16 protein-coding genes are annotated in these 19,981 nt (G+C 72.0%); 3 read left to right on the top strand and 13 right to left on the bottom strand.

The features are described from left to right. Positions 1 to 102 precede the first annotated feature (102 nt). Complete coding sequence (locus ElP_RS04590; RefSeq protein WP_145267509.1) at positions 103 to 558, top strand: hypothetical protein; 456 nt, start codon at positions 103 to 105, stop codon at positions 556 to 558. A gap of 15 nt (positions 559 to 573) precedes the next feature. On the opposite strand, the gene ElP_RS04595 is transcribed toward ElP_RS04590, so the two are convergent. The 7 genes from ElP_RS04595 to polA all read right to left on the bottom strand — a co-directional run bounded on the left by ElP_RS04595 (position 574) and on the right by polA (position 10,763). Further along, a complete protein-coding gene (locus ElP_RS04595) occupies positions 574 to 1,629 on the bottom strand; it encodes a sodium:calcium antiporter (protein ID WP_145267510.1) in 1,056 nt (351 codons plus the stop codon). Positions 1,630 to 1,718: 89 nt separating this feature from the next. Next, positions 1,719 to 3,140, bottom strand: a complete 1,422-nt coding sequence (locus ElP_RS04600) for a 30S ribosomal protein S1 (RefSeq protein WP_145267511.1) — start codon at positions 3,138 to 3,140, stop codon at positions 1,719 to 1,721. Positions 3,141 to 3,344: 204 nt separating this feature from the next. Continuing rightward, positions 3,345 to 4,028, bottom strand: coding sequence for a DOMON domain-containing protein (locus ElP_RS04605; RefSeq protein ID WP_145267512.1), 684 nt, complete (start codon positions 4,026 to 4,028; stop codon positions 3,345 to 3,347). A gap of 75 nt (positions 4,029 to 4,103) precedes the next feature. Beyond that, a complete protein-coding gene (ribH, locus tag ElP_RS04610; RefSeq protein WP_145267513.1) occupies positions 4,104 to 4,601 on the bottom strand; it encodes a 6,7-dimethyl-8-ribityllumazine synthase in 498 nt (165 codons plus the stop codon). A gap of 86 nt (positions 4,602 to 4,687) precedes the next feature. Beyond that, positions 4,688 to 6,172: a transcription termination factor Rho gene (gene rho / locus ElP_RS04615; RefSeq protein WP_390836053.1), complete on the bottom strand. Its 1,485-nt coding sequence runs from the start codon at positions 6,170 to 6,172 to the stop codon at positions 4,688 to 4,690. Positions 6,173 to 6,744: 572 nt separating this feature from the next. Continuing rightward, the gene (coaE, locus tag ElP_RS04620; RefSeq protein ID WP_197446715.1) at positions 6,745 to 7,572 is read right to left on the bottom strand and encodes a dephospho-CoA kinase; all 828 of its coding nucleotides are present in this window, start codon (positions 7,570 to 7,572) and stop codon (positions 6,745 to 6,747) included. 494 nt (positions 7,573 to 8,066) lie between these two features. Beyond that, positions 8,067 to 10,763, bottom strand: a complete 2,697-nt coding sequence (gene polA, locus ElP_RS04625; RefSeq protein WP_145267516.1) for a DNA polymerase I — start codon at positions 10,761 to 10,763, stop codon at positions 8,067 to 8,069. Positions 10,764 to 11,065: 302 nt separating this feature from the next. On the opposite strand from polA, the gene ElP_RS04630 reads away from it, so the two are divergent. Beyond that, a complete protein-coding gene (locus ElP_RS04630) occupies positions 11,066 to 11,824 on the top strand; it encodes a carbohydrate-binding family 9-like protein (RefSeq protein ID WP_145267517.1) in 759 nt (252 codons plus the stop codon). Positions 11,825 to 11,892: 68 nt separating this feature from the next. Here ElP_RS04630 and ElP_RS04635 read toward each other — a convergent pair whose 3' ends face one another. Together ElP_RS04635 and ElP_RS04640 are read right to left on the bottom strand one after the other, a co-directional pair. Further along, positions 11,893 to 12,684, bottom strand: coding sequence for a hypothetical protein (locus tag ElP_RS04635; protein WP_145267518.1), 792 nt, complete (start codon positions 12,682 to 12,684; stop codon positions 11,893 to 11,895). 215 nt (positions 12,685 to 12,899) lie between these two features. Further along, positions 12,900 to 14,495 carry a B12-binding domain-containing radical SAM protein gene (locus ElP_RS04640; RefSeq protein WP_145267519.1) on the bottom strand — a complete coding sequence of 532 codons (1,596 nt, stop codon included), beginning with the start codon at positions 14,493 to 14,495 and terminating at the stop codon, positions 12,900 to 12,902. Positions 14,496 to 14,745: 250 nt separating this feature from the next. Here ElP_RS04640 and ElP_RS04645 point away from each other — a divergent pair, with 250 nt between their 5' ends. After that, entirely contained in the window at positions 14,746 to 15,996 is a 1,251-nt protein-coding gene (locus tag ElP_RS04645) for an MFS transporter (protein WP_197446716.1), read from the top strand. Positions 15,997 to 16,094: 98 nt separating this feature from the next. On the opposite strand, the gene ElP_RS04650 is transcribed toward ElP_RS04645, so the two are convergent. The 4 genes from ElP_RS04650 to ElP_RS04665 all read right to left on the bottom strand — a co-directional run bounded on the left by ElP_RS04650 (position 16,095) and on the right by ElP_RS04665 (position 19,937). Beyond that, positions 16,095 to 16,463 (bottom strand): hypothetical protein, encoded by a 369-nt coding sequence (locus tag ElP_RS04650; RefSeq protein WP_145267521.1) that lies wholly within the window; start codon positions 16,461 to 16,463, stop codon positions 16,095 to 16,097. 46 nt (positions 16,464 to 16,509) lie between these two features. Continuing rightward, positions 16,510 to 17,574: a YheT family hydrolase gene (locus ElP_RS04655; protein ID WP_145267522.1), complete on the bottom strand. Its 1,065-nt coding sequence runs from the start codon at positions 17,572 to 17,574 to the stop codon at positions 16,510 to 16,512. Between the two features lie 132 nt (positions 17,575 to 17,706). Beyond that, positions 17,707 to 18,786: an NHL domain-containing protein gene (locus ElP_RS04660; RefSeq protein WP_145267523.1), complete on the bottom strand. Its 1,080-nt coding sequence runs from the start codon at positions 18,784 to 18,786 to the stop codon at positions 17,707 to 17,709. Between the two features lie 257 nt (positions 18,787 to 19,043). Further along, positions 19,044 to 19,937: a hypothetical protein gene (locus ElP_RS04665; protein WP_145267524.1), complete on the bottom strand. Its 894-nt coding sequence runs from the start codon at positions 19,935 to 19,937 to the stop codon at positions 19,044 to 19,046. Positions 19,938 to 19,981: the final 44 nt, after the last annotated feature.

Consider the following 19,981-nt stretch of genomic DNA (forward strand, 5'->3'; position numbering starts at 1 on the left):
ACCTCGCCAAGTTGTTCTTGATATGCTGGGGATGCGGACCATTCCCCGGCGCCGGGATGTCCTCGGGGTCGGGGAATGGTCGATCCGGGGGAGGCGCAACCGATGAGGTGGACACGAATCCGCGCCGGACTGCTCGGGGCGTGCTGCCTGGCCGTCGTCGGGATCGGGTCGAGCGGGGACGCCGTGGAGGCGAGGCACCAGGACGAACCCCCCGGCGACCGGGCACTCGGCCTGTTCATGCAGGCCAAGCTCGACCACGCCAAGGACGTGCTCGAAGGGCTGACCACGGGGGACTTCACCCGGGTCGTCCGGGGGGCCCAGGCCCTCCGAGAGCTGACCGAGGACGAACTCTGGCGCGTGAATCCGAACATCAATTACGTGCGGTACACCGAGGAGTTCGCCCGCCTGGCCGACGCCCTGGAGGCCGAGGGCCAGTCCCAGGACATCGACGGGGCGACCCTGAACTTCGTGAACCTGACAATCAACTGCGTCAACTGCCACACGTTCGTCCGGGACGAGCGGGTTACCCTGGTGGATCCGGACGCCCTGATCCGCTGACCCCGGGCCCCCGGATCAGGACCCGAGCGGCCCCTCGGCGATGAACGGGAGCGTGGCGAGGCCGGCGACGTAGATCAGGAGCATCAGCACGCTCTCGAAGCCGATGTTCGCCGGCCCGTGACGCTCCCGGGAGACCAGCCCGAGCACGAGGATGACGTTCAGGAGGATCGTGATCCCGAGCAGGAAGACCTCGCGCCGGCCGATCCCCGGGGCGTGGAAGATCGAGCCGCCGAGGAAGGCGAGGTCGGCGGCGACGACGAAGACGACGTCGAAGACGTTGCCGCCGACGATGTCCGCGACCGCCAGCGTCAGGGCGCCGATCCGGACGGCCGAGACGGTGGTGATCAGCTCCGGGATCGAGGTGGCGACGGCCGTGAAGAGGCCCCCCATCAAGACCTCCGGGATGCCCGCCCGCTCGCCGAAGTGGCCGGCGGCCCTGGCGATCGCGAAGCCGCAGAGGCCGATGACGGCCGCGCAGGCGAGGAAGTCGAGGATCATCGGGCCCAGGGGCTCGTCCCCGGCCCCCGGCTCGGGGAGGTCGACCACCGTCTCCTCGGTGCGCTCGGGCCGCCACATCGGCTCCCGTCCGCCCCGGAAGGCGAGCCGGAAGCCGAGCAACGTCGCCGCCAGCAGCACGGGGGTGATCGGGCTGACGTGGAGGACCGAGACGGGGGGGGACGCGACGCCGATCAGCACCAGGGTCAGCAGCATCAGCAGGACGATCACCTGCAAGACGTTGGCGATCGAGGCGGCGGCGTGCTCCAGGTTCGCCTTGCGGTGGAAGACGTCGGCGACGGCGAGGAAGGCCGTCTGCGCGGCGATCCCGCCGACGGCGTTGCTCAGGGCCAGGGCCGCCCGGCCGTCGATCGCGGCGGTGATCGAGGCGACCAGGCCCGGCAGCGAGGTGAACATGCCGAGCAGCAGCGTGCCCGCCATCGCCTCGCCGATGCCGGTGCGGTCGGCGAGCCGGTCCCCCAGCCTCGCCAGCCGGGAGCCCGCCAGGGCGATCACCGCCGCCGCCGCGAGGAAGACCGCCACGTCGGCCCAGGGGGGCCAGGTTGATCCGGACACGCGACTCCCCTTCCGAGCGGCCCCCGAGCGGCCCGCCTCGACGCCCGAGGCGGGCCTGGGGATCCCGAGGGGTGTGCAGATCGGATGCCTCAGCCGCCGAAGAGCTTGGCGTCGCCGTCCCCCAGTCCCCCCTTGAGCGGGACCTTGCGTTCCTTCTTCGGCTTCGGCGGCTCGTCCCCCTCGGGCTCGTCTTCGTCGGCGACGACCGGCTCGTCCTTGGCGGTGGGCTTGATGGAGAGGCTCATCCGCTTGGCCTCGGCGTCGATGTCGAGGATCCGGGCGTCGACCTCCTGGCCCTCCTGGACGACGTCCTTGACGCGACGGACCCGGCCGGCCCCCAGCTCGGAGATGTGGATCAGGCCCTCGACGCCGGGCTCGACCTCGACGAAGGCGCCGAACTCCATCAGCTTGACGACCTTGCCCTTGATCACCTGGCCCCGGCCGTAGCGGTGTTCGACGGTGTCCCAGGGGCTCGGCGCCAGCTGCTTCAGGCCCAGGCCGACCCGGTCCTTCTCGCGCTCGAGCTTGAGGACCTTGACCTCGACCTCGTCGCCGACCTTGACCACGTCCTCGACCTTCACGCCCCGGCTCCAGGCGAGGTCCGAGACGTGGACCAGGCCGTCGACGCCGCCGAGGTCGACGAAGGCGCCGAACTCCTTGATCGAGCGGACGGTGCCGGTGCGGATCTGGCCCTCCTCCAGCTCGGCCCAGGTCTTCTCGCGCAGCTCGGCCCGCTGCTGCTCCAGCAGGGCCTTGCGGGAGACCACCAGGTTCTTCTCCCGGGCGTTGGCCTCGGTGACGACGGCCTGGAAGCGCTGGTTGACGTAGGCCTCGGGGTCGGCGACGTAGCCCAGCTCGATCTGGCCGACGGGCAGGAAGCCGCGCATGCCGTCGACCTCGACCTCCAGGCCGCCCTTGATGGCCTTGGTGACCCGGGCCTCGACGACCATGCCGCGCTGGACGCTCTCCCAGTCGGCCTCGACGGCGGAGCCCTTGAGGTTCAGCCGGGTGAGGCCGGCGGTGGGGTCGTAGCGGTCGACCATCACCTCGATGGTGTCGCCGACGTTGGGGATGGGCGACTTGGCCCCGAACTGGGAGATGGGGAGGAAGCCCTCGCTCTTGGTGCCGAGGTCGACGATCAGCTCGTTCTCCCGGACCCGGACGACGGTCCCGGTCTTCGTGCCCTTCTGGGGCGGTCCCCCGCCCCGGGCCCCGGGGCCCCCGACGCCGGCCGGGGCCTGCTCGGGGCGGCCCCGGCGTTGGGAGGATCCGGGGACGGAGTCGGGGTCGAAGCCCTCGAGGGCCTGCTCCAGCTCGGCCTCGAGTTCGTCGTCCCAGTGTCGCTTGAGGTCGACCTCGGGCGACACCTCCCGGCCGGTGGCCGAGTCGAGGGCCCGGTTGATCTCCTCGTCGAGCGGGTGGCGGTCCGGCTCGGGAGAGTGGCCCTGGCCCGGTCGGGGGCGGGAAGAGCCGGTGGGCGGTTCGTGCAGGTTCCTGGTTTCGTCGGACATGGCCTGACCCCGTGCGAGAGGGTCCTCGGGTCGGGTGCGATGGATCAGCTCGGCTCAGCTCGGTGCGGCTCAGCTCGACGGGAGTCGATTCTACGGGATCCGCCCCGGGTCGGTCTGCGGATCGAGGGCGGATGTTCGGGGACGGATGGTGGATGGGGAGTCGAAGGGGGCGGGACCGGGGCCGGATCGGCCCTCCGTCGGCGTTCAGCCGTCGTCCGACAGCTCCAGGGTCGCCCAGAGGCTGGGATCCTCGCCGACGGGGAACTCCCGGCCGACGGTAAGGTGCTGGTCGCCCCGGTCGGGGTCGGTCACCCGATAGCAGAATCCGAGCCGGCGGTTGGTCTCGGGGTCGAAGCCGTGCAGGACCGAGGCCGGCAGGAACAGCTCCAGCCGATAGCCGGTCCGGGTCCGCTCGGCCGTCGACCGGATCGGCCCCGGGTCGGCGGTCGGTGCGTCGGCGGTGGCCCGGGCGATCTTCGCCTGGCGGACGGCCGCGTCGAGCGCCTTCCCCTTCCCCGGGACGACCGAGGCGATGAACCGGTGGCAGTGCCGGCTGGCCCGGTGGATGTCCCGGGTGTCCCGGGTGTCGACCCAGAGCTGGACCCCGTCGGAGTCCTCGGGGCGGTCGGGGGCGTGCAGGAGCGTGCCCGGCTTGCCCGTCACCTCGACGGACACCGCCAGCCCCTCCGGGTTCCAGGCGGCCCGGACCTCGGCCCAGGGGGCCCGGCCGTCGATCAGGCCGAAGCAGGGCAGGGCGCAGGACTCGGGCAGCCCGAGCAGCCTGCCCTTGCCCCCCCGGGGGATCCCGTCGACCCGGGGGCATCGCATGGAGGGCCGGAAGTAGAAGCTCGGCGGGATCAGCGGCGGCGAGGGGGCGGGCGAGGACATGGGCTCGACCTCCGTTGTCGGCTCCCCGGGATCGGCGATCGGATCGGGGCCGGGGCGCGATGCTGGCCTGGCACCTTAGCGGGACGGGTCGTCCCCGGCAACGGGCCCGGGGCGGATCCGGGCCAGCAGGTTGACCATCTCGATCGCCGCCATCGCCGCCTCGGCCCCCTTGTTTCCGGCCTTGAGGCCGGACCGGTTGAGGGCCTGCTCGACGGTGTCGGTCGTCAGGATGCCGAAGATCACCGGCACCCCGGTCGACAGGCCCGCCGACATGACGCCGCTCGCGGCCTGCCCGGCGACGTGGTCGTAGTGCCCCGTCTCCCCCCGGATGACGCAGCCGAGGGTGATCACGGAGGCATACCGGCCGGTCTCGGCCATCGCCCGGGCGACGACGGGGACCTCGAACGAGCCGGGCACCCAGGCCACGTCGACCCGGTCCTCGGGCACCCCGAGCCTCGTGAAGGCGTCCCGGCAGCCGGAGAGCAGCGCCTCGGTGACCATCGAATTGAACCGGGAGCAGACGACCGCGAAGCGGCCGGTCGGGGGGGAGAAGTCGCCTTCGAGGGTGGGCATCGGGGTGGGCCGAGGGCTGAGGACCGGAGGCCGGGCGGGCAGGGCGGGGCCCGCCCGGCCATCGGTCGGGGGGAGGGCGGGTCAGGTCAGGTGAGGTTCATGGTGTTGAGGAAGTCGACGTTGGTCTTCGACTTCTTCATGCGGCCGACGAGCAGCTCCATGGCCTCGACCGGGTTCATGTCGTTGAGCACCCGGCGGAGCAGCCAGACGCGGTGCAGCTCGTCGCCCGGCATGAGGTTCTCCTCGCGTCGGGTGCCGGAGCGGTTCACGTCGATGGCCGGCCAGATGCGGCGGTCGACCAGGCGGCGGTCGAGGTGCAGCTCCATGTTGCCGGTGCCCTTGAACTCCTCGAAGATCACCTCGTCCATCCGGCTGCCGGTGTCGACCAGGGCGGTGGCCAGGATCGTCAGGCTGCCCCCCTCCTCGATCTTCCGGGCGGCGCCGAAGAACCGCTTGGGCTTCTGGAGGGCCCCGGCGTCGATGCCGCCGGTGAGGATCTTGCCCGAGTGCGGGGCCTCGGTGTTGTAGGCCCGGGCCAGGCGGGTGATCGAGTCGAGCAGGATGACCACGTCCTTGCCGTACTCGACCATCCGCTTGGCCTTCTCGATGACCATCTCGGCCACCTGGATGTGCCGGGAGGCCGGCTCGTCGAAGGTGGAGCTGATGACCTCGGCCGTCACGCCGTGGACGGATCGCTCCATCTCCGTGACCTCCTCGGGCCGCTCGTCGATGAGCAGGACCATCAGGTAGGCCTCGGGGTGGTTCACCAGGACGCTGTTGGCGACCTTCTGGAGCAGGATCGTCTTGCCCGTCCGGGGGGGGGCGACGATCAGCCCTCGCTGGCCGAAGCCGATCGGGCTGACGAGGTCGACCACCCTCATGTTCACCTCGTCGGCGGTCGTCTCCAGCTTGATCCGGGAGAGCGGGTGCAGCGGGGTCAGGTCGTCGAAGGAGACCTTCTCGGAGAGGATGTCGGGATCCTCGTAGTTGATCGCCTCGACGCGGAGCAGGGCGAAGTAGCGCTCGTTCTCCTTCGGCGGCCGGATCTGGCCGGCGACGATGGCGCCGGTCTTCAGGCCGAAGCGGCGGATCTGGCTCGGGCTGACGTAGATGTCGTCGGGGCAGGGGAGGTAGTTGTAGTCGGGGCTCCGGAGGAAGCCGAAGCCGTCGGGGAGGACCTCCAGGGTGCCCTCGCCGTACATCAGGCCGTTCTGCTTGACCCGCTCCTTGAGGATCTTGAAGATCAGGTCCTGCTTCTTCAGGCCGGTGTACTCGGCGACGCCCTCGCGCTTGGCGGTGCTGATGAGCTGCGGCATGGTCATCTTCTGCAGCTCGGTCAGGTGGATCTCGCCGCGCTTGATGTCCTCGTAGCGCTCATTGACTTCGACGTCGCCGGGGAAGGCGTCGGGCTCCTCGTCGGGGAAGTCGTCGTCGGCGTCGTCCCGTTCCCCGGCGTGGGCGAAGGCGGCGAGGTCGGCGTCATCCTGGTCCTGGGCCCCGTCCCCGTCCTGTCCCCGGTCCCGGGAGTTGGTGCGGGGGACGAGCTCGTCGAGGTCGTGCGAATCCTCCACGTCGAGCCCCTGGCCGAAGGTCCGGCCGGCGTCGTCGCCGTCGACCTCGGCCTCGGTGCGGGGGCGATCGGAGGCCCGGGCGTCCTGGCCGCGTCGGAGGCGCTCCCGGAGCGACGGGGGGGGGGCCGAGTTGCCGTCGCGGTCCCGCTCCCGGTAGGTCTCGCGATAGCGGACCGGGTCGCGGGCCGGCTCGCGTCGGGCGGGGGCCGGCGACGAGGCGTTGGGCTCGGCGGCCTCGGGGCCGAGCGGCTCGGCGTCGATCGGGGAGGGGGCGGCCGGCTCGGCCTGCGACGACTTGCGGGAGCGGGGGGAGGGGGACGTGCTTTGCTCCCGGCGACGTGTGTCGTTGGCCATGTGGTCGATCTCCTGGACTTGGTCGGCCGGGCGGCGAGGGGCCGTCGGCCGAGACAATTGGGGTGTGATCAGGTGGGGGGTGTCGCTGGGGGCCGGAGACGCGATGCGGGGCTCTCGGCTGAGGTCTCGGGGACGATCGGTCAGTCGGTCGGTCGGGTTCGGCCCCGAGGCGGAGCGATCGCGGAGCCCCTCTCCCGGCCGGTCGCCGGGTCCTCGGGTCATCGCGACCGACGGCCCCGGGGCCGGGCCCGGGGGGCCTCGGGGCGGGGGGATCGTTGCCGGGGGCCGGGCCGATCGGCGTCGCCCGCCGCCGGGGCGCCTCGGGGCGGCGGGCCCTCCCGGTCGTCCGACGAGGGCTGCCAGGCGGGCCGGCGGGTCAGGCGTCCCCAGAGGGATTCGATACGTTTCTCCAGGGCGTCGGGGGTCGAGTCGTTGGGGAGCACGTGGTCGGCCCGCTCCCGCTTGCGGGCCGGCGGCAACTGGGCCTGCTCCCGCTTCGAGAGTTGCTCGGCCGACCAGCCCCGAGAGGCGGCCAGCCGGGCCAGCCGGGCGGCGGGCGGCGCCTCGACGAAGACCACGGCATCGCAGAGGTCGTCCCAGCCGGCCTCCAGCAGGATCGCGGCGTCGAGCACCACCATCGGCGCCTCCTGCCGCCGGGCGACCCGGTTGATGGCCTTCTCGAAGGTCTTCCGCATCCGGGGGTGGAGGATCCGCTCCAGCGCCTTCAGCGAGGTCGGCTCGTCGAAGACGATCCGGCCGAGGGCCTCGCGGTCGACCCGTCGGGGGCCCCCCTCGGGGGGCTCGGGGGCGAGGACGTCGTCCCCGAACCGGGCGACGACCTCGTCCCGGGCCGGCCGCTGGTCGAGCAGGGCGTGCCCGATGGCGTCGGCGTCCAGGACGGTCGCCCCCTTGGCCGCCAGGGCGGAGGCCGCCAGGCTCTTGCCCGAACCGATCCCGCCGATCAGTCCGACGACCGGCACCGGGCCGTTCTTCCACGGGCCGGGGGGGCGGCGCTGTCCGGAGGGGCGTCGGGCGTAACGGGCCATGGGTGTCGGACTCGTCTTCGGAGCGAGGGGTTTGGCGGTGCCGGCCGATCGGCCAGCGGCGGGGGCGCGGCGAGCACTACGTCGGCTCGGCCTGGTCGGATCGACTCGGGAGCGGGAGCGGCCCGGGGGTGCGTCTCGGGGTGGGTCCGTGTGAGGGCCCGCGCCAGGGCGGTGGGCCGTCCGCACGACGGGACGGCCAGGGAAGAAGATGAGCGAGACGACCGATCGGGATGGCTCCGATCCCGTTCGGTCGGGTTCGGCGAGCGATGTTCGGGGTCGAACGTCGGCCCCCTCGGGCCGATCCCCGCGATCGAGCGAATCCATCGCGGGAGGGAGATTCGGAGGCGGGAGGGGGGCCGGGGTGGCGCGAACGCGTGGAGACCTGCGAACACTCGATTCAGATATACTCGATCTCCCGGCTCCGATCAACGGGATTCCCCCGGGCCTGGGCGTTTCGCCGATGCGGCGGGCCGGGACCCCGGGGACTGCGACGTTCAGGTCATCGGGGAGACGTCCAGCCAGTTCGGGCCGGCCGCCAGGTCGACCCGGAGCGGCACGTCGAGCGTCAGCGCGGTGGTCATCGCCTCCCGGACCATCGAGGCCAGCTCGGGCAGCTCGTCCGGCGGGGCTTCGAAGACGAGTTCGTCGTGGATCTGCAGCAGCATCCGGGCCCGGGAGCCTCCGCCCCGGAGGCGGCGGTCGACCTGGAGCATCGCCCGCTTGATCAGGTCGGCGGCCGAGCCCTGGATCGCCGTGTTCACCGCCGTCCGCTCGGCCAGGTTCCGCACCCGGCCGGTGGTGTTCTTGATGCCGTCGATCGCCCGGCGACGGCCGAGGATCGTCCCCACCCGGCCGGCGGCCTTGGCCCGCTCCAGCGTCTCGGTGATGAACCGGTCCACCCCCTCGTATTGCCGGAAGTAGGCGTCGATGAATTCCGAGGCGTCGGCCTGGGAGATCCCCAGCCTCCCGGACAGGCCGAAGGCGCTGAGGCCGTAGATGACGCCGAAGTTCACCGTCTTGGCCATCCGGCGCTGGTCCCTCGTCACCTCGGCCTCGGGGACGCCGAAGATCCGGGAGGCGACCACGGCGTGGATGTCCCGGTCCTCGGCGAAGGCCCGGACCAGCTCCGGATCCTTCGAATAATGGGCGAGGATCCGCAGCTCGATCTGCGAGTAGTCGGCCGTCAGCAGGGACCAGCCCGGCTCCCCGGCGACGAACGCCTGGCGGATCTGGCGGCCGTCCTCGGTGCGGACCGGGATGTTCTGGAGGTTGGGGTCCGACGAGCTGAGCCGGCCGGTGGCGGCGACCACCTGGTTGAACGAGGCGTGGATCCGGCCGTCGGGGTGGACCAGCCCCGGCAGGGCGTCGAGGTAGGTCCCCTTGAGCTTGTCGAGCTGGCGGTGCTGGACGATCAGCCGGGGCAGCGGGTGCGCGTTGGAGAGGGCCTCGAGCACCTCGGCGTCGGTGCTCGGCTCGCCGCCGGGGGTCTTCTTGGTCGGCTTGAGCTTCAACTCGTCGAAGAGGACCTGGCGGAGCTGGGGCGCCGAGCCGATGTTGAACTCCCGGCCCGCGTGCTCGTAGATCTCCCCCTTGATCGCCTCCAGTCGCCCGGCGAACTCGGCCGAGAGCTGGCGGAGCCGGGGCACGTCCACGGCGACCCCGGTCGCCTCCATCCGGGCGAGCACGGGGATCAGGGGCCGTTCCAGCTCCGCGTAGAGATCCCAGAGCCCCTCCTCCCGGACCCTCGGGCCCAGGATGGCGTCGAGCCGCCAGGCGGCGTCGGCGTCCTCTCCCGCGTAGGCGGTCACCCGATCGACGGCGACGGTGTCGATGGTCGTCTGGTTCTTCCCCTTCCCGATCAGGCTGGAGATCGGGATCATCGTGTGGTCGAGCAGGCGACGGGACAGCTCGTCGAGGTTGTGGTTCCGCTCGCCGCTCTCCAGCAGGTAGCTCAGGACCATCGTGTCGGTGATCGAGGGCGACAGCTCCACGCCCAGCCGGCCGAGCACGAGCATGTCGTACTTGAGGTTCTGGCCGACGATCTCCCGGCCCGGGTCGGCCAGGATGGGCCTGAGCGCCTCGATCGTCGCCCGCTCGTCCAGGGTCGTGCTCCCCTCGGGGCCCCGGACGGGGAGGTAGTACGCCTCGCCGGCCTCCCAGGAGAAGGACATCCCGACGAGCTCGGCCCGGAGCGGGTCCAGCGCCGTCGTCTCGGTGTCGAAGCTGAACCGGGCCCGTGCCCGGAGGCGGTCGAGGAAGGCGTCGAACTTCTCGGGGGTGTCGACGGCCTGGTACCGGTCCACCGGCCAGACGTCCTCCGGCGGCTTGGCGTCGTCGGCCCCCAGCTCGTCGAGGAAGCGGTGGAACCCGCACTCCACGCACAGGGACTTCAGCGCCGCGTGGTCGATGCCGCCCCGGCGGAGGTCGTCCCAGTCGAAGGCGATGGGCAGGTCGGTCCGCAGGGCGATCAGTTCCCGGGCGCGTCGGGCGGTGTCGGCGTGGGTGTAGAGGTTCTCCTTGCGCTTGGCGCCGGAGACCTTGGCGACGTTGTCGAGCAGGGCGTTGAGCGAGCCGAACTGGTTGAGCAGCTGGGCCGCCGTCTTCGTCCCGATGCCGGGGACGCCGGGGACGTTGTCGACGGCGTCCCCGGTCAGGGAGAGCAGGTCGACGACCTGTTCGGGGGTGATGTCCCAGTCGGACTTCAGGCCGGCGGCGTCGAGCACGGCCTGCTTGCGGAGGTTGTAGATGAAGACGTGGTCGCCCAGCAGCTGGCGGGCGTCCTTGTCGGAGGTGCAGATGTAGACGTCCATGCCCCGTTCGACCCCGAGCCGGGAGACGGTGGCGATCACGTCGTCGGCCTCGGCCCCCTTGAATTCCAGGACCGGGATGCGGAAGCCCTCGAAGACGCGCCTGATCACGGGGATCTGGGGCTGGAGGTCGTCGGGCATGGCGGCCCGGTTGGCCTTGTAGTCCTCGAAGAGGTCGGAGCGGAAGACCCGGCCCGCGCCGTCGAAGGCGGCGGCGACGGAGTGGGGCTGGCGGTCCCTCAGCAGGTTGAGCACGTCCCGGAAGATGCCGAACGCGGCGTTGGTCGGCTGCCCCGCCGGCCCGGTCATCTGGGGGATGGCGTGGAAGACCTGATAGATGATCGAATACGCATCGAGCAGGTAGAGCGACGGGCGGTCGTTCATCGCGTCGGGGCGGGGTGGGGTGAGGAGGGAAGCGACGGGATCGCCGAGGGGGATTGGTCGGCCGGTCGACTATCGCCCGGCGTCGGGGCCGTGTCAAGCGGGAGGGCGACTCGGGGCGAGGCGAGGCGAGCGAGGCGGGGGGATGGGGGGCGGGCGCCGGCCCCTATCCCGCGCCGTATTCCCTCGTCATCCCCCGGGACTCCGAGGAGGTCCTCCCGGGGCATGTCCTCGCGTCCCTCGCGCTGCCCTCGTACAATCCTGCTCGACCCGCCTCGAACCGCCCCGAAGGAGGAGTCCCCGTCATGCGCCCGACGAGCCCGATCCCGGCGTCGATGCTCCTGCTCGCCCTGACCTCGATGGGCGCCGACGCGGCCCAGGAGGGGCCGCCGATCACCCGGGAGGCGACCTGCCGTCGGGTCGAGACGGCCCCGGTGATCGACGGGGAGTTGGACGACCCCGCCTGGGAGGCCGCCGCCGACGACGCCGTCACCGACTTCGCCGCCTTCTGGGCCGGGGAGCCGCGCGAGGGGACCCGGGCGGTGCTCGTCTGGGACGACGACGCCCTCTATTTCTCCGCCACCATGACCGACGCCGAGCTGCGCGCCTTCGGCACCGAGCGGAACGACCGGCTCTGGCTGGGAGACGTCTTCGAGCTGTTCTTCAAGCCCTCGGAGGATGACCCGCGCTACTACGAGTTCCAGGCCAACCCCCGCTCGGTCATCCTGGAGCTGGCGTTCCCCCGCCGGGGATTCGACTTCGAAGAGCTGGCCGCCCGGCCGACGATGGGGTTCGAGGCGGTGGCGGTCGTCGACGGGACGCTCGACCAGCCCGGGGACGCCGACCGCTCCTGGCGGGTCGAGGGCCGCATCCCCTGGACCCTCGTCGAGCCGACCGGCGGCCGGCCCGAGGAGGGGGACGTGTGGCGATTCGCCCTCTGCCGGTACGATTACGGCCCGGAGGGGACCGAGCCCCTGCTGTTCAGCTCCGCCCCGCTGACCCGGCCGAGCTTCCACCAGTACGAGGACTACGGCCGGCTCCGGTTCGCCGGCCCGGCCGAGTGAGCGGCGGGTCGGGGCGGGGCCTCGGGGGGCACGCCGTCGGCCCGCCCCCCGGCCCGGTCCGGGGGGGATCAGGTGAAGGGGATCGAGTCGACGAAGGTGTCACCGAGCTTCTCGAAGTAGCTCTTGTTCTGATCCTCGATGAAATCCCGGACCTGGGAGACGTAGCGAATGTCCTCGGCCGAGGCCTCCCCCCGGGCGAAGCGGTCGGTGGCGTCGTGGTAGCGCTGGCGACGCTCGACGAAGCGGAGCCGGGCGGGCTGGGGCCGGGCGGCGTGGTCCGCCTGCGAGGCGGCCGGCTGGAACCCGGCCGAGACGAGGGCCGCCCGGGACGCGGAGGGCTGCGAGACGGCCATCCGCTGCTCGACGCCGACGAGCCACCCGCCGGTCCGGGCGTCGGAGACGTCCACCCGGACCCAGGTCATGCCGGAGGTCCCGGGTCCGTAGGCGTGCGCCCCGCGGACGTAGAAGCCGCCCCAGGGGCTCGGCTGGATGACGCCGGGTGAGGCCTGGCCGTCCCCCCAGTCGATCGTCGCCGAGAGCTGGTCGGCCGGGATCCGCGTATTGGCGATGAATGAGGCCACCGCCCCCTCGAACGGCTGGCCCGACCAGGCCCGGAGCGTCGGCAGCGGGGTGTGCCGGAAGACGACCGGCGCGGACGAGGCCGATGGCCCCGGGACGGGGCTCGACACCGCGGCGCTGGCCATGGGGGGGGCGTTGGAGAGCAGTTGCCTGGCCTCCAACCCCTCCAGGCTCGGCCGTCGTCGTCGATCGGGCGTGTGGCGTCGGCGGTCGGATGCGGGGACGGACGCGGGAGCCGGGGGGACGACGGCGGGGTGGTCGTCCCGGTTCCTCCGAAACATGGAAGCTCCCTTCCTGCCTCCCCCAGGGGCGATCGTCCACCCCGGGGCGAACCGGCGGCCCGGCCGGCCCCCCCGACCGGGGGGCTCGCGGCGCGACCTGCCTCGCTTCCTTGGTTCGGCACGACCGGCCGGATCACTTCAATCGATCCGTCGGGGAGGACGGGGGCAAGTCGTCGTCCGTCCCCGGCGTCGTCGGACGCCGCCCCGGGCCGAGGTTAGAAGGAGTTGATGAGCATCGGCTCGCGATCGGCCGTGGCTCCCTCGGTCCCCTTCGTCGCTCCTCGGAGCGACCTTGCCAGCGTGTAGGCGTGGTAGTGCATGGTGATGTGCAGCAAGTAGGTCACGGCCATGCCGGGGTTCTGCCGCTTCTTCAGATAGCGCCACATCCGGCGGCGATACTCGCGTCGCAGGGCGGGGTCGGGCACCGAGGTCATCAGGCGGATGAACAGGCCGATCGACTGGAGCAGCCACATCAACTCGGTCTTGGCCCGCAGGTGGGGGCGCGTGCGCCACCATCGGAGTCGACCCCGGCCGATGTTGAGATTCCCCTTGAGGAACAGGTCCTCCATCCGCTCGAAGTAGGCCTCGGGCTCGTACAGCTCATTCATCACCCGGACATAGCCGTCTCGCAGCTCCTGCCGGGAGAGCTTGAGCGGGATGACGTTGGTGCCGTAGGCCGGCCGGTCGTCGAGGTCGAGTCGGCCCTCGGCGAGTAGCCGATCGTAGAGCGGTGTCTTGGGGATCGCGTGCAGCATGCCGGTCATCGAGGTGGTGATCCGGGCCTCGTGCAGGAACTGCCGCTGGGCGTCGAAGATGGTCTCGTCGTCGCTGTCGAAGCCCATGATCATCCCGCACCAGACGCCCATCCCGGCGTCCTGGATGCGGTGAATCTTCTCGATCATGGTCCCCCCCTTGCGGAGGTTCTGGAGCTTCTTCGTCTCCCTGAGCGCCTCCTCGTTGGGGGTCTCGATGCCGACGAAGACGAACGTGATGTTGGCCTCGACCATCAGGTCCATCAGCTCGGCGTCATCCGCCAGGTCGAGCGAGGCCTCGGTGAAGAAGGTGAGCGGGTAGGCGTTGGCCTGTTGCCAGTCGACGACCGCCTGGAGGATCGGCTTGATCCCCTTCTTGTTGCCGATGAGGTTGTCGTCGACGACGAAGACGACCTTCAGGCCCGAACGACGGACGGCCTCCAGCTCGGCGATGACCTGCTCGGCGGTCTTGATCCGGGGGCGACGGCCGAACGTGACGATGATGTCGCAGAACTCGCACTGGAACGGGCAGCCGCGCGAGAACTGGACCGAGCCGAAGGCGTAGCGGTCCGACTTCATCAGGTCGAACCGGGGCGTCGGCACCGTCGACATGTCCGTCTTCTCGGACTGCTCGTAGCGGTACTGGTGCAGCCCCTGGGGCCAGGCCTCCAGGAATTGCGGCCAGGTCTGCTCGGCCTCGCCGACGAAGATCACGTCGGCCAGCCCCTCGAAGTAGTCCTCCTGGACGGTGACGTATGGCCCGCCGACGGCCGTGAAGCAGCCCCGCTTCTTCAGCTCGGTGAGGATCTGGGTCATGCGGAACCGCTGGACGCTCATCCCGGTCAGGCCGACGAGATCGGCCCGGGCACAGCGGTCGAAGTCGATCGGCTCGACATTCTCGTCGACCACCGTGACCGAGTGCCCTTCCGGCGTCAGGGCCGCCAGCAGCGGCAGGGCGGCGACCGGGAGGTTGGCCTTCTTGCCCATCAGGGGCAACGCGTGCTCCAGGCCCCAGTAGGAGATCTCGAACTTCGGATTGATCAGGACGATATCGGCCATGGACCCTCCAGGAGCGCGACTGCCGAGGCGACGGCCGTCTTGACCGGCGGCAAGTCGCCACATCATAGGCGGATCCGCCGAATCATGCTGCGCCCTTACGGCGGAAATGCCCGATCCGCGATCGATCGGGCCGGCCACACTTACGCAAGTCCCGGGCCGTGGCCGGGCTTCACGCCCCTGCTATGATTGCGGGGCGAGACCGGGCCGGGGCCGGGGCCGGGCCCGGTCGACCGAGGGCGAGGGGGAGCAATTGGGGCGACGACTGGCGATCATGATGGCCCTGCTGTACGCCGTGCAGGGCACCTGGTATCCGATGCTGGCGGTCCACCTGAAGGACCTCGGCATCTCCGGCGAGGCCCGGGGCTGGATCTTCGCCACGTTCGCCCTCGGCAGCGTCCTGGCCCCGATCGGCGCCGGCCAGCTGGCCGACCGCCGCCTCGCCGCCGACCGCCTGATGTGCGTCATCTACGCCGTCGCCGCCGGGCTGCTGGGCGTGATGGCCTCGGGGCGGGTCGAGGGGGCCTGGCCGATCTTCGTCCTGTTCCTGGTCTACTGGCTGGTCGTGGCGCCCGCCTCGGGCCTGGGCAACGCCATTGCGTTGCGCAACCTCCCCCGGCCCCGGGAGCAGTTCGGCGGGGTGAGGCTCTGGGGGACGGTCGGCTGGATGGTCGCCGGCTGGATGGTGGCGCAGGCGATGGCGATCACCGGCTCCGACGGCCCCCGACGGGGCGCCTCGGAGGCGTTCGCCGTCGGCGCGGTGCTGGCGGCCCTGCTCGCCGGGTTCTGCCTCCGACTGCCGCGGACGCCCCCGCTGGCCGCCGTCGGCCCGGGCCCGGGCTGGGCCGAGGCGGTCGCCGACGCCTCCTCGCTGCTCCGCCGGCCGATCGTGGCGCTGTACCTCGTCACCGCCTTCGGGGTGACGCTGACGCTCCCCTACATGTTCCAGGTCCAGCCGCCCTACCTGGAGCAGATCGGCCTGCCCAGGCGCTGGATCGCCCCGGCGATGACGCTGGGCCAGGTGCCGGAGATCTTCGCCCTCTGGGCCCTGCCCTGGATGTTCCGGAGGCTGGGTGACCGGGGGACCCTGGCCCTCGGGATCGCCTCCTGGGTCGTCCGCTACGGCAGCCTGGCGGCGGATCCCCCGCTCTGGCTGGCGATCGCGGGGATCCCGCTGCACGGCATCGGCATCGCCTGCTTCACCGTCGCCGGCCAGATGTTCCTCGACTCGCAGGCGCCCTCGCATCGCCGGGCGGGGGCCCAGGGCCTGCACACGGTGATCACCGCCGGGGCCGGCGCCCTGCTCGGCAACCTCCTGGCCGGGGCGGTGGTCGGCCGGCTGGGTGACACCGCCGGGGTCTTCGTGGTGCCCTTCGCCGTCAACGCGATCCTGCTGGTCGGCTGGGTCGGCCTGGCCCGCCGGTCGTCCCTCGGCGGCCGGGCGGTCGACGACCATGCGGGCCGGGCCGGCGCGGGGGTCGCGACCGGGTCGGTCCCGGAATGAGTCGCCGGACGGACCCCACCCGACGGGATGCGTCGTGAGGTGAGGCGACGCAATCGACGGGGGGATCGGATCGCATCGCATCGACCTTCGCCCCGGGATCAGGCGTCGTTGGTCGCCTCCTCCGAGGCGGGCGGGGCGTCCTCGCCCGCCGGGGAGGCGGAGGCGGAGGGTGCGGGCTTCGACTCGTCCCGCCTCCTCGCACGCTTCTCCCGGGGGCGATCCCGGGCGACGGCATCGAGGGACCGGGCGTCGCTGAGCATCTCGAACTGGCTGATGAGCAGGCAGAGGAAATGGAGCCGGGAGCCGTGCACCTCCAGGAATTCGTTCACCTGGAAGCCGCCCTCGGAGAATTCCTCATCCATCGAGAGCACGGTGTCGGCCATCTGGTCGAGGATCGACTCGCGGGCCCGGTTCAGGACCTCGATGGCCGCGCGAAGCCTGTCGGGAGATCTGGCCGGTCGGGGCATGATACCGCCTGGCGTTCGATCCGAAGGGGGAGTCAGGTCCTCGGCGTCACCCCCCGACGGCCGGGGCCGTCGCGTCCGGGGTCGTGGTCGGGGCCGAGGGCCGGCCCCACCGGCAGGCCAGCCAGTGGGCGAACCGGGCGTCGAGCCAGCGACGGTCGATCCCCCACCTCTGGCGGCTGATGAAGCCGAGGTGTCCTCCCCGAGGAGCAACTTCCAGGCGGATTTGGGACGGGAAATCCACGGAAAAAAACGGATCGGCCGGGATGAAGGGGTCGTCCAGGGCGTGGACGACCAGCCCCGGCACCCGGATCGCCGGGATGATCGGCCTGGCGCTGGCACGCCGGTAGTAGTCCTGGGCGCCGTCGAAGCCGTTGCGGGGGGCGGTGTAGCATTGGTCGAAGTCGACCATCGACCGCACCCGGGCCAGGTCGACCGGCCCGAGGTCGGGCACCACGTCGTGGAGCCGCTTGATGTCGGCCACCAGCTGCCGGACGAAGTAGCGGTCGTAGAGCGACAGCGGGAAGCGTTTCATGCGCTCGCAGCAGAGCGCCAGGTCGATCGGCGGGTTGGCCGCGAGCACGCAATCGAGGTTCGGCACCGGGCGGTCGGACGCCTCGCCGGCCAGCTTCAGGACGATGTTCCCCCCCAGCGAGAGCCCGACCAGGCCGATCGGCGCCTCGGGGTATCGGCGGGCCAGCCGCTCGGCGACGGCCCGGATGTCGTCGCTCCTGCCGCCGTGGTAGATGCCCTTCGACAGCCCGAGCCCCGAGCCGGCGCTGCGGAGGTTCACCCGGACCACCCGGAGCCCGGCTCGGAGCAGCCGGTCGGTGAACCGGACCTGGTAGTCGCTCTCGGCGTGCCCGGCCAGCCCGTGCACCAGGACCACGATCGGGCGATCGCTCGGGCAGTCGGCCGGGGCGCTCTCCAGCAGGACGAGCCGGTCGCCGTCCTCCAGCTCCAGCTCGGAACGGCCGATCGGTAGCAGGACGGGCTTCCCCCGGGCCAGGAACCCGACGAGCGTCTGCGCGTGCCCGCTGCGGAAGAGCGGGTGCGGCTCGAAAGCAGGGAAGTCGTCGGCGAGGTCGAGGGCGGGCGCGTCGGCTTCGGTCATGGTGGGGCGGGTCGGGGCCTGTGGGAGGGGGGAAGGTGGAGTCGACGTTCGAAACGCGAGCCCGGCGCCGGTGGCGTCCCGGGAGGCCCCTCGGCCGGGCGACCGGGGGGCGGCACTGCCCGTCGATCGCCCTCAATCCGGGGGCGAGACGCTCCGGATGCGGTGGTTGTTCGTGTCGCCGATGACGATCTCCCCGGCGGGGCCGACGGCCACGCCGTGGGGCCGGTCGAGCTGCGCCTCGGTGGCGGGGCCGCCGTCGCCCCCCCCGCCGGCGACGCCGCTGCCCGCGACGGTGGTGACCCGCCCGGAGTCGAGGTCGAGGCGGCGGATGACGTGGTTCTCGGTGTCGACGATGAAAAGCTCGCCGTCGCCGAGGGCCATCTCCTTGGGGCCGTCGAAGGTGGCGGAGGCGGCCGGGCCGCCGTCCCCGGAATATCCCTTGCGGCCCGTCCCGGCCAGGGTCCGGATGAGCCCGGAAGTCGGGTCGACGGCCCGGAGCGTGTTGCCGTTGCGTTCGAGGATGTAGAGCGTCCCATCCGGCCCGACCTCGACGGCCCTCGGCCCGTGCAGGCCGGCGGAGGGGGCGGGTCCCCCGTCCCCGTCGTGCCTCGCCTCACCGGTCCCGGAGGCGGTGCGGATGGCCCCCGTCTCCAGGTCGACGGCCCGGACGCGGTGGCCGGAGACGTCGGCGATGTAGAGCGTCTGCCGCTCCGGGTCCAGCGCCACCCCGTTCGGCTCGACCAGCCCGGCGATCGCCGCCGGGCCCCCGTCCCCGGAGGATGACTCCGAGCCGTTGCCCGCGACGGTCGAGATGACCCCCGAGGCGTCCACCTTGCGGACCCTCCGATTCAGCCGGTCGGCGAAATAGAGGTTCCCTTGCCGGTCGAGGCAGACACCGTAGGGCTCGTCCATGGTCGCCTCGGTCGCCGGGCCGCCGTCCCCCGAGAACCCCTTCCGACCGCTGCCGGCGAGGGTGGTGATGACGCCGGTCTCCGCGTCCACCTTCCGGATCCGGTGGTTGAAGGTGTCGGAGAGGTAGAGGTTGCCGTCCCGGTCGAAGGCCACGTCGAAGGGCTGGTCGAGCCGGGCCTCGCTGGCGGGGCCGCCGTCCCCGGAGAACCCCTGCCGGCCCGAGCCGACGGGGCTGGAAATGGTCGGCGTCTGGGGGGGATCGGCCGGGAACAGGACGAGGGCGAGCAGCGTCGACACCATGGCGGGGCACCCTCGTCGGGATCGGGGTCGGGAGAGGCAGGCGGGCCAATCGGGGTTGGAGGAACATTCTGGCCGATCCGGCCGCCCCGGGGAAGGCGAGGCCTCCCGGATTCGACCGAGGGCCGGGCGGTCGGGTCGATTGGGGGGCCGTGCTCGTCCCACGACGGCCCCGGGCTTCGGTCGACGAGTCGGGTGCGGGGATGGTCGAGCACCGACCCGGGAGGGAGGCGGCGCCCGGCGACGGTCGGGTCCGACGCTCAAATCGTCTCACCGAAGGAGTCGAGCCAGAACGGCTCCGGCGGATCCGGCCAATCGCCGAGCCCCTCGATCGGCAGGAGGTCGGCCACCTCGGCACCCGCCACATCCAGGGGGAACGAGCGCTCGATCGCCAGGTCGTCGGCCGAGAGGCGGTGGATGGTGCAGCGACCATCCGCCGAGGAGGCGGCGAACACCGAGCCGTCGAGCACGCAGAGGCCCCGGGCGAGGCCGTCGACGCCGGCCGATCGGGTCGGGATGAAGTCCTCCCCGAGCAGGTGGACGGCGCCGAACCGGCCGGCGGCGTAGCAGAGCGAGCCGCCGACCTCGGCCAGCGATTGCGGGTCCTGGAGGGCCCGGGCGGCGACGAAGTCCCGGGTGACGTTGAAGAGGAAGGCGTCGAAGCTGGCCCGGTCGGTGGCCGAGGCGAACAACTCCCCGCCGCGCAAGGCGAGGGCGTGCAGGATCGGATCGGCCAGTCCCTCGACCGCGATCCGGGGGCGCCAGGTGAAGCGGTCGAACGGGTCGACTCGGTCCCCGAGGGTCCGGAAGGCGACGACCTCCCCGGTGCCGGAGGAGACGACGTAGAGCGAGCCGTCGAGGACGTAGAGCCCCGTTAGGTCGGCCAGGCCGTCCAGGCGGTACCGGGCCTCGACCGCCAGGTCGGAGGCCCGGAGGCAGAGCAGCGAGGGCTCCGACTCGCCGAGGTGGCGGAACGGCGCGGTCGTCGCGTAGAGCGTCCGGCCGGCCTGGGCCAGCCCGCCGAGGCCGTCGCAGCGCCCGCCGCCGGCGGGCAACTCCAGGGCGACCCGGGCCCGCCCGGATCGGACGTCGAGCAGGCCGAGGGCGGCCCGAGAGGGGTGGCGGACGCTCCGGAAGCTGACGAGCAGGTGCATCGGCGATTCAAGCCGCGATCGAGGCGGCCCGCCCTGGGGATCGG

This window comes from Tautonia plasticadhaerens (assembly GCF_007752535.1).
In the GTDB taxonomy this organism is placed as follows: Bacteria; Planctomycetota; Planctomycetia; order Isosphaerales; family Isosphaeraceae; genus Tautonia; species Tautonia plasticadhaerens.

Coding starts and splice junctions, on each gene's coding strand:
- ElP_RS04590 (WP_145267509.1), top strand. CDS start 103: ATGAGGTGGACACGAATCCGCGCCGGACTGCTCGGGGCGTGCTGCCTG.
- ElP_RS04600 (WP_145267511.1), bottom strand. CDS start 3,140: ATGTCCGACGAAACCAGGAACCTGCACGAACCGCCCACCGGCTCTTCC.
- ElP_RS04605 (WP_145267512.1), bottom strand. CDS start 4,028: ATGTCCTCGCCCGCCCCCTCGCCGCCGCTGATCCCGCCGAGCTTCTAC.
- ribH (WP_145267513.1), bottom strand. CDS start 4,601: ATGCCCACCCTCGAAGGCGACTTCTCCCCCCCGACCGGCCGCTTCGCG.
- coaE (WP_197446715.1), bottom strand. CDS start 7,572: ATGGCCCGTTACGCCCGACGCCCCTCCGGACAGCGCCGCCCCCCCGGC.
- polA (WP_145267516.1), bottom strand. CDS start 10,763: ATGAACGACCGCCCGTCGCTCTACCTGCTCGATGCGTATTCGATCATC.
- ElP_RS04630 (WP_145267517.1), top strand. CDS start 11,066: ATGCGCCCGACGAGCCCGATCCCGGCGTCGATGCTCCTGCTCGCCCTG.
- ElP_RS04635 (WP_145267518.1), bottom strand. CDS start 12,684: ATGTTTCGGAGGAACCGGGACGACCACCCCGCCGTCGTCCCCCCGGCT.
- ElP_RS04640 (WP_145267519.1), bottom strand. CDS start 14,495: ATGGCCGATATCGTCCTGATCAATCCGAAGTTCGAGATCTCCTACTGG.
- ElP_RS04650 (WP_145267521.1), bottom strand. CDS start 16,463: ATGCCCCGACCGGCCAGATCTCCCGACAGGCTTCGCGCGGCCATCGAG.
- ElP_RS04655 (WP_145267522.1), bottom strand. CDS start 17,574: ATGACCGAAGCCGACGCGCCCGCCCTCGACCTCGCCGACGACTTCCCT.
- ElP_RS04660 (WP_145267523.1), bottom strand. CDS start 18,786: ATGGTGTCGACGCTGCTCGCCCTCGTCCTGTTCCCGGCCGATCCCCCC.
- ElP_RS04665 (WP_145267524.1), bottom strand. CDS start 19,937: ATGCACCTGCTCGTCAGCTTCCGGAGCGTCCGCCACCCCTCTCGGGCC.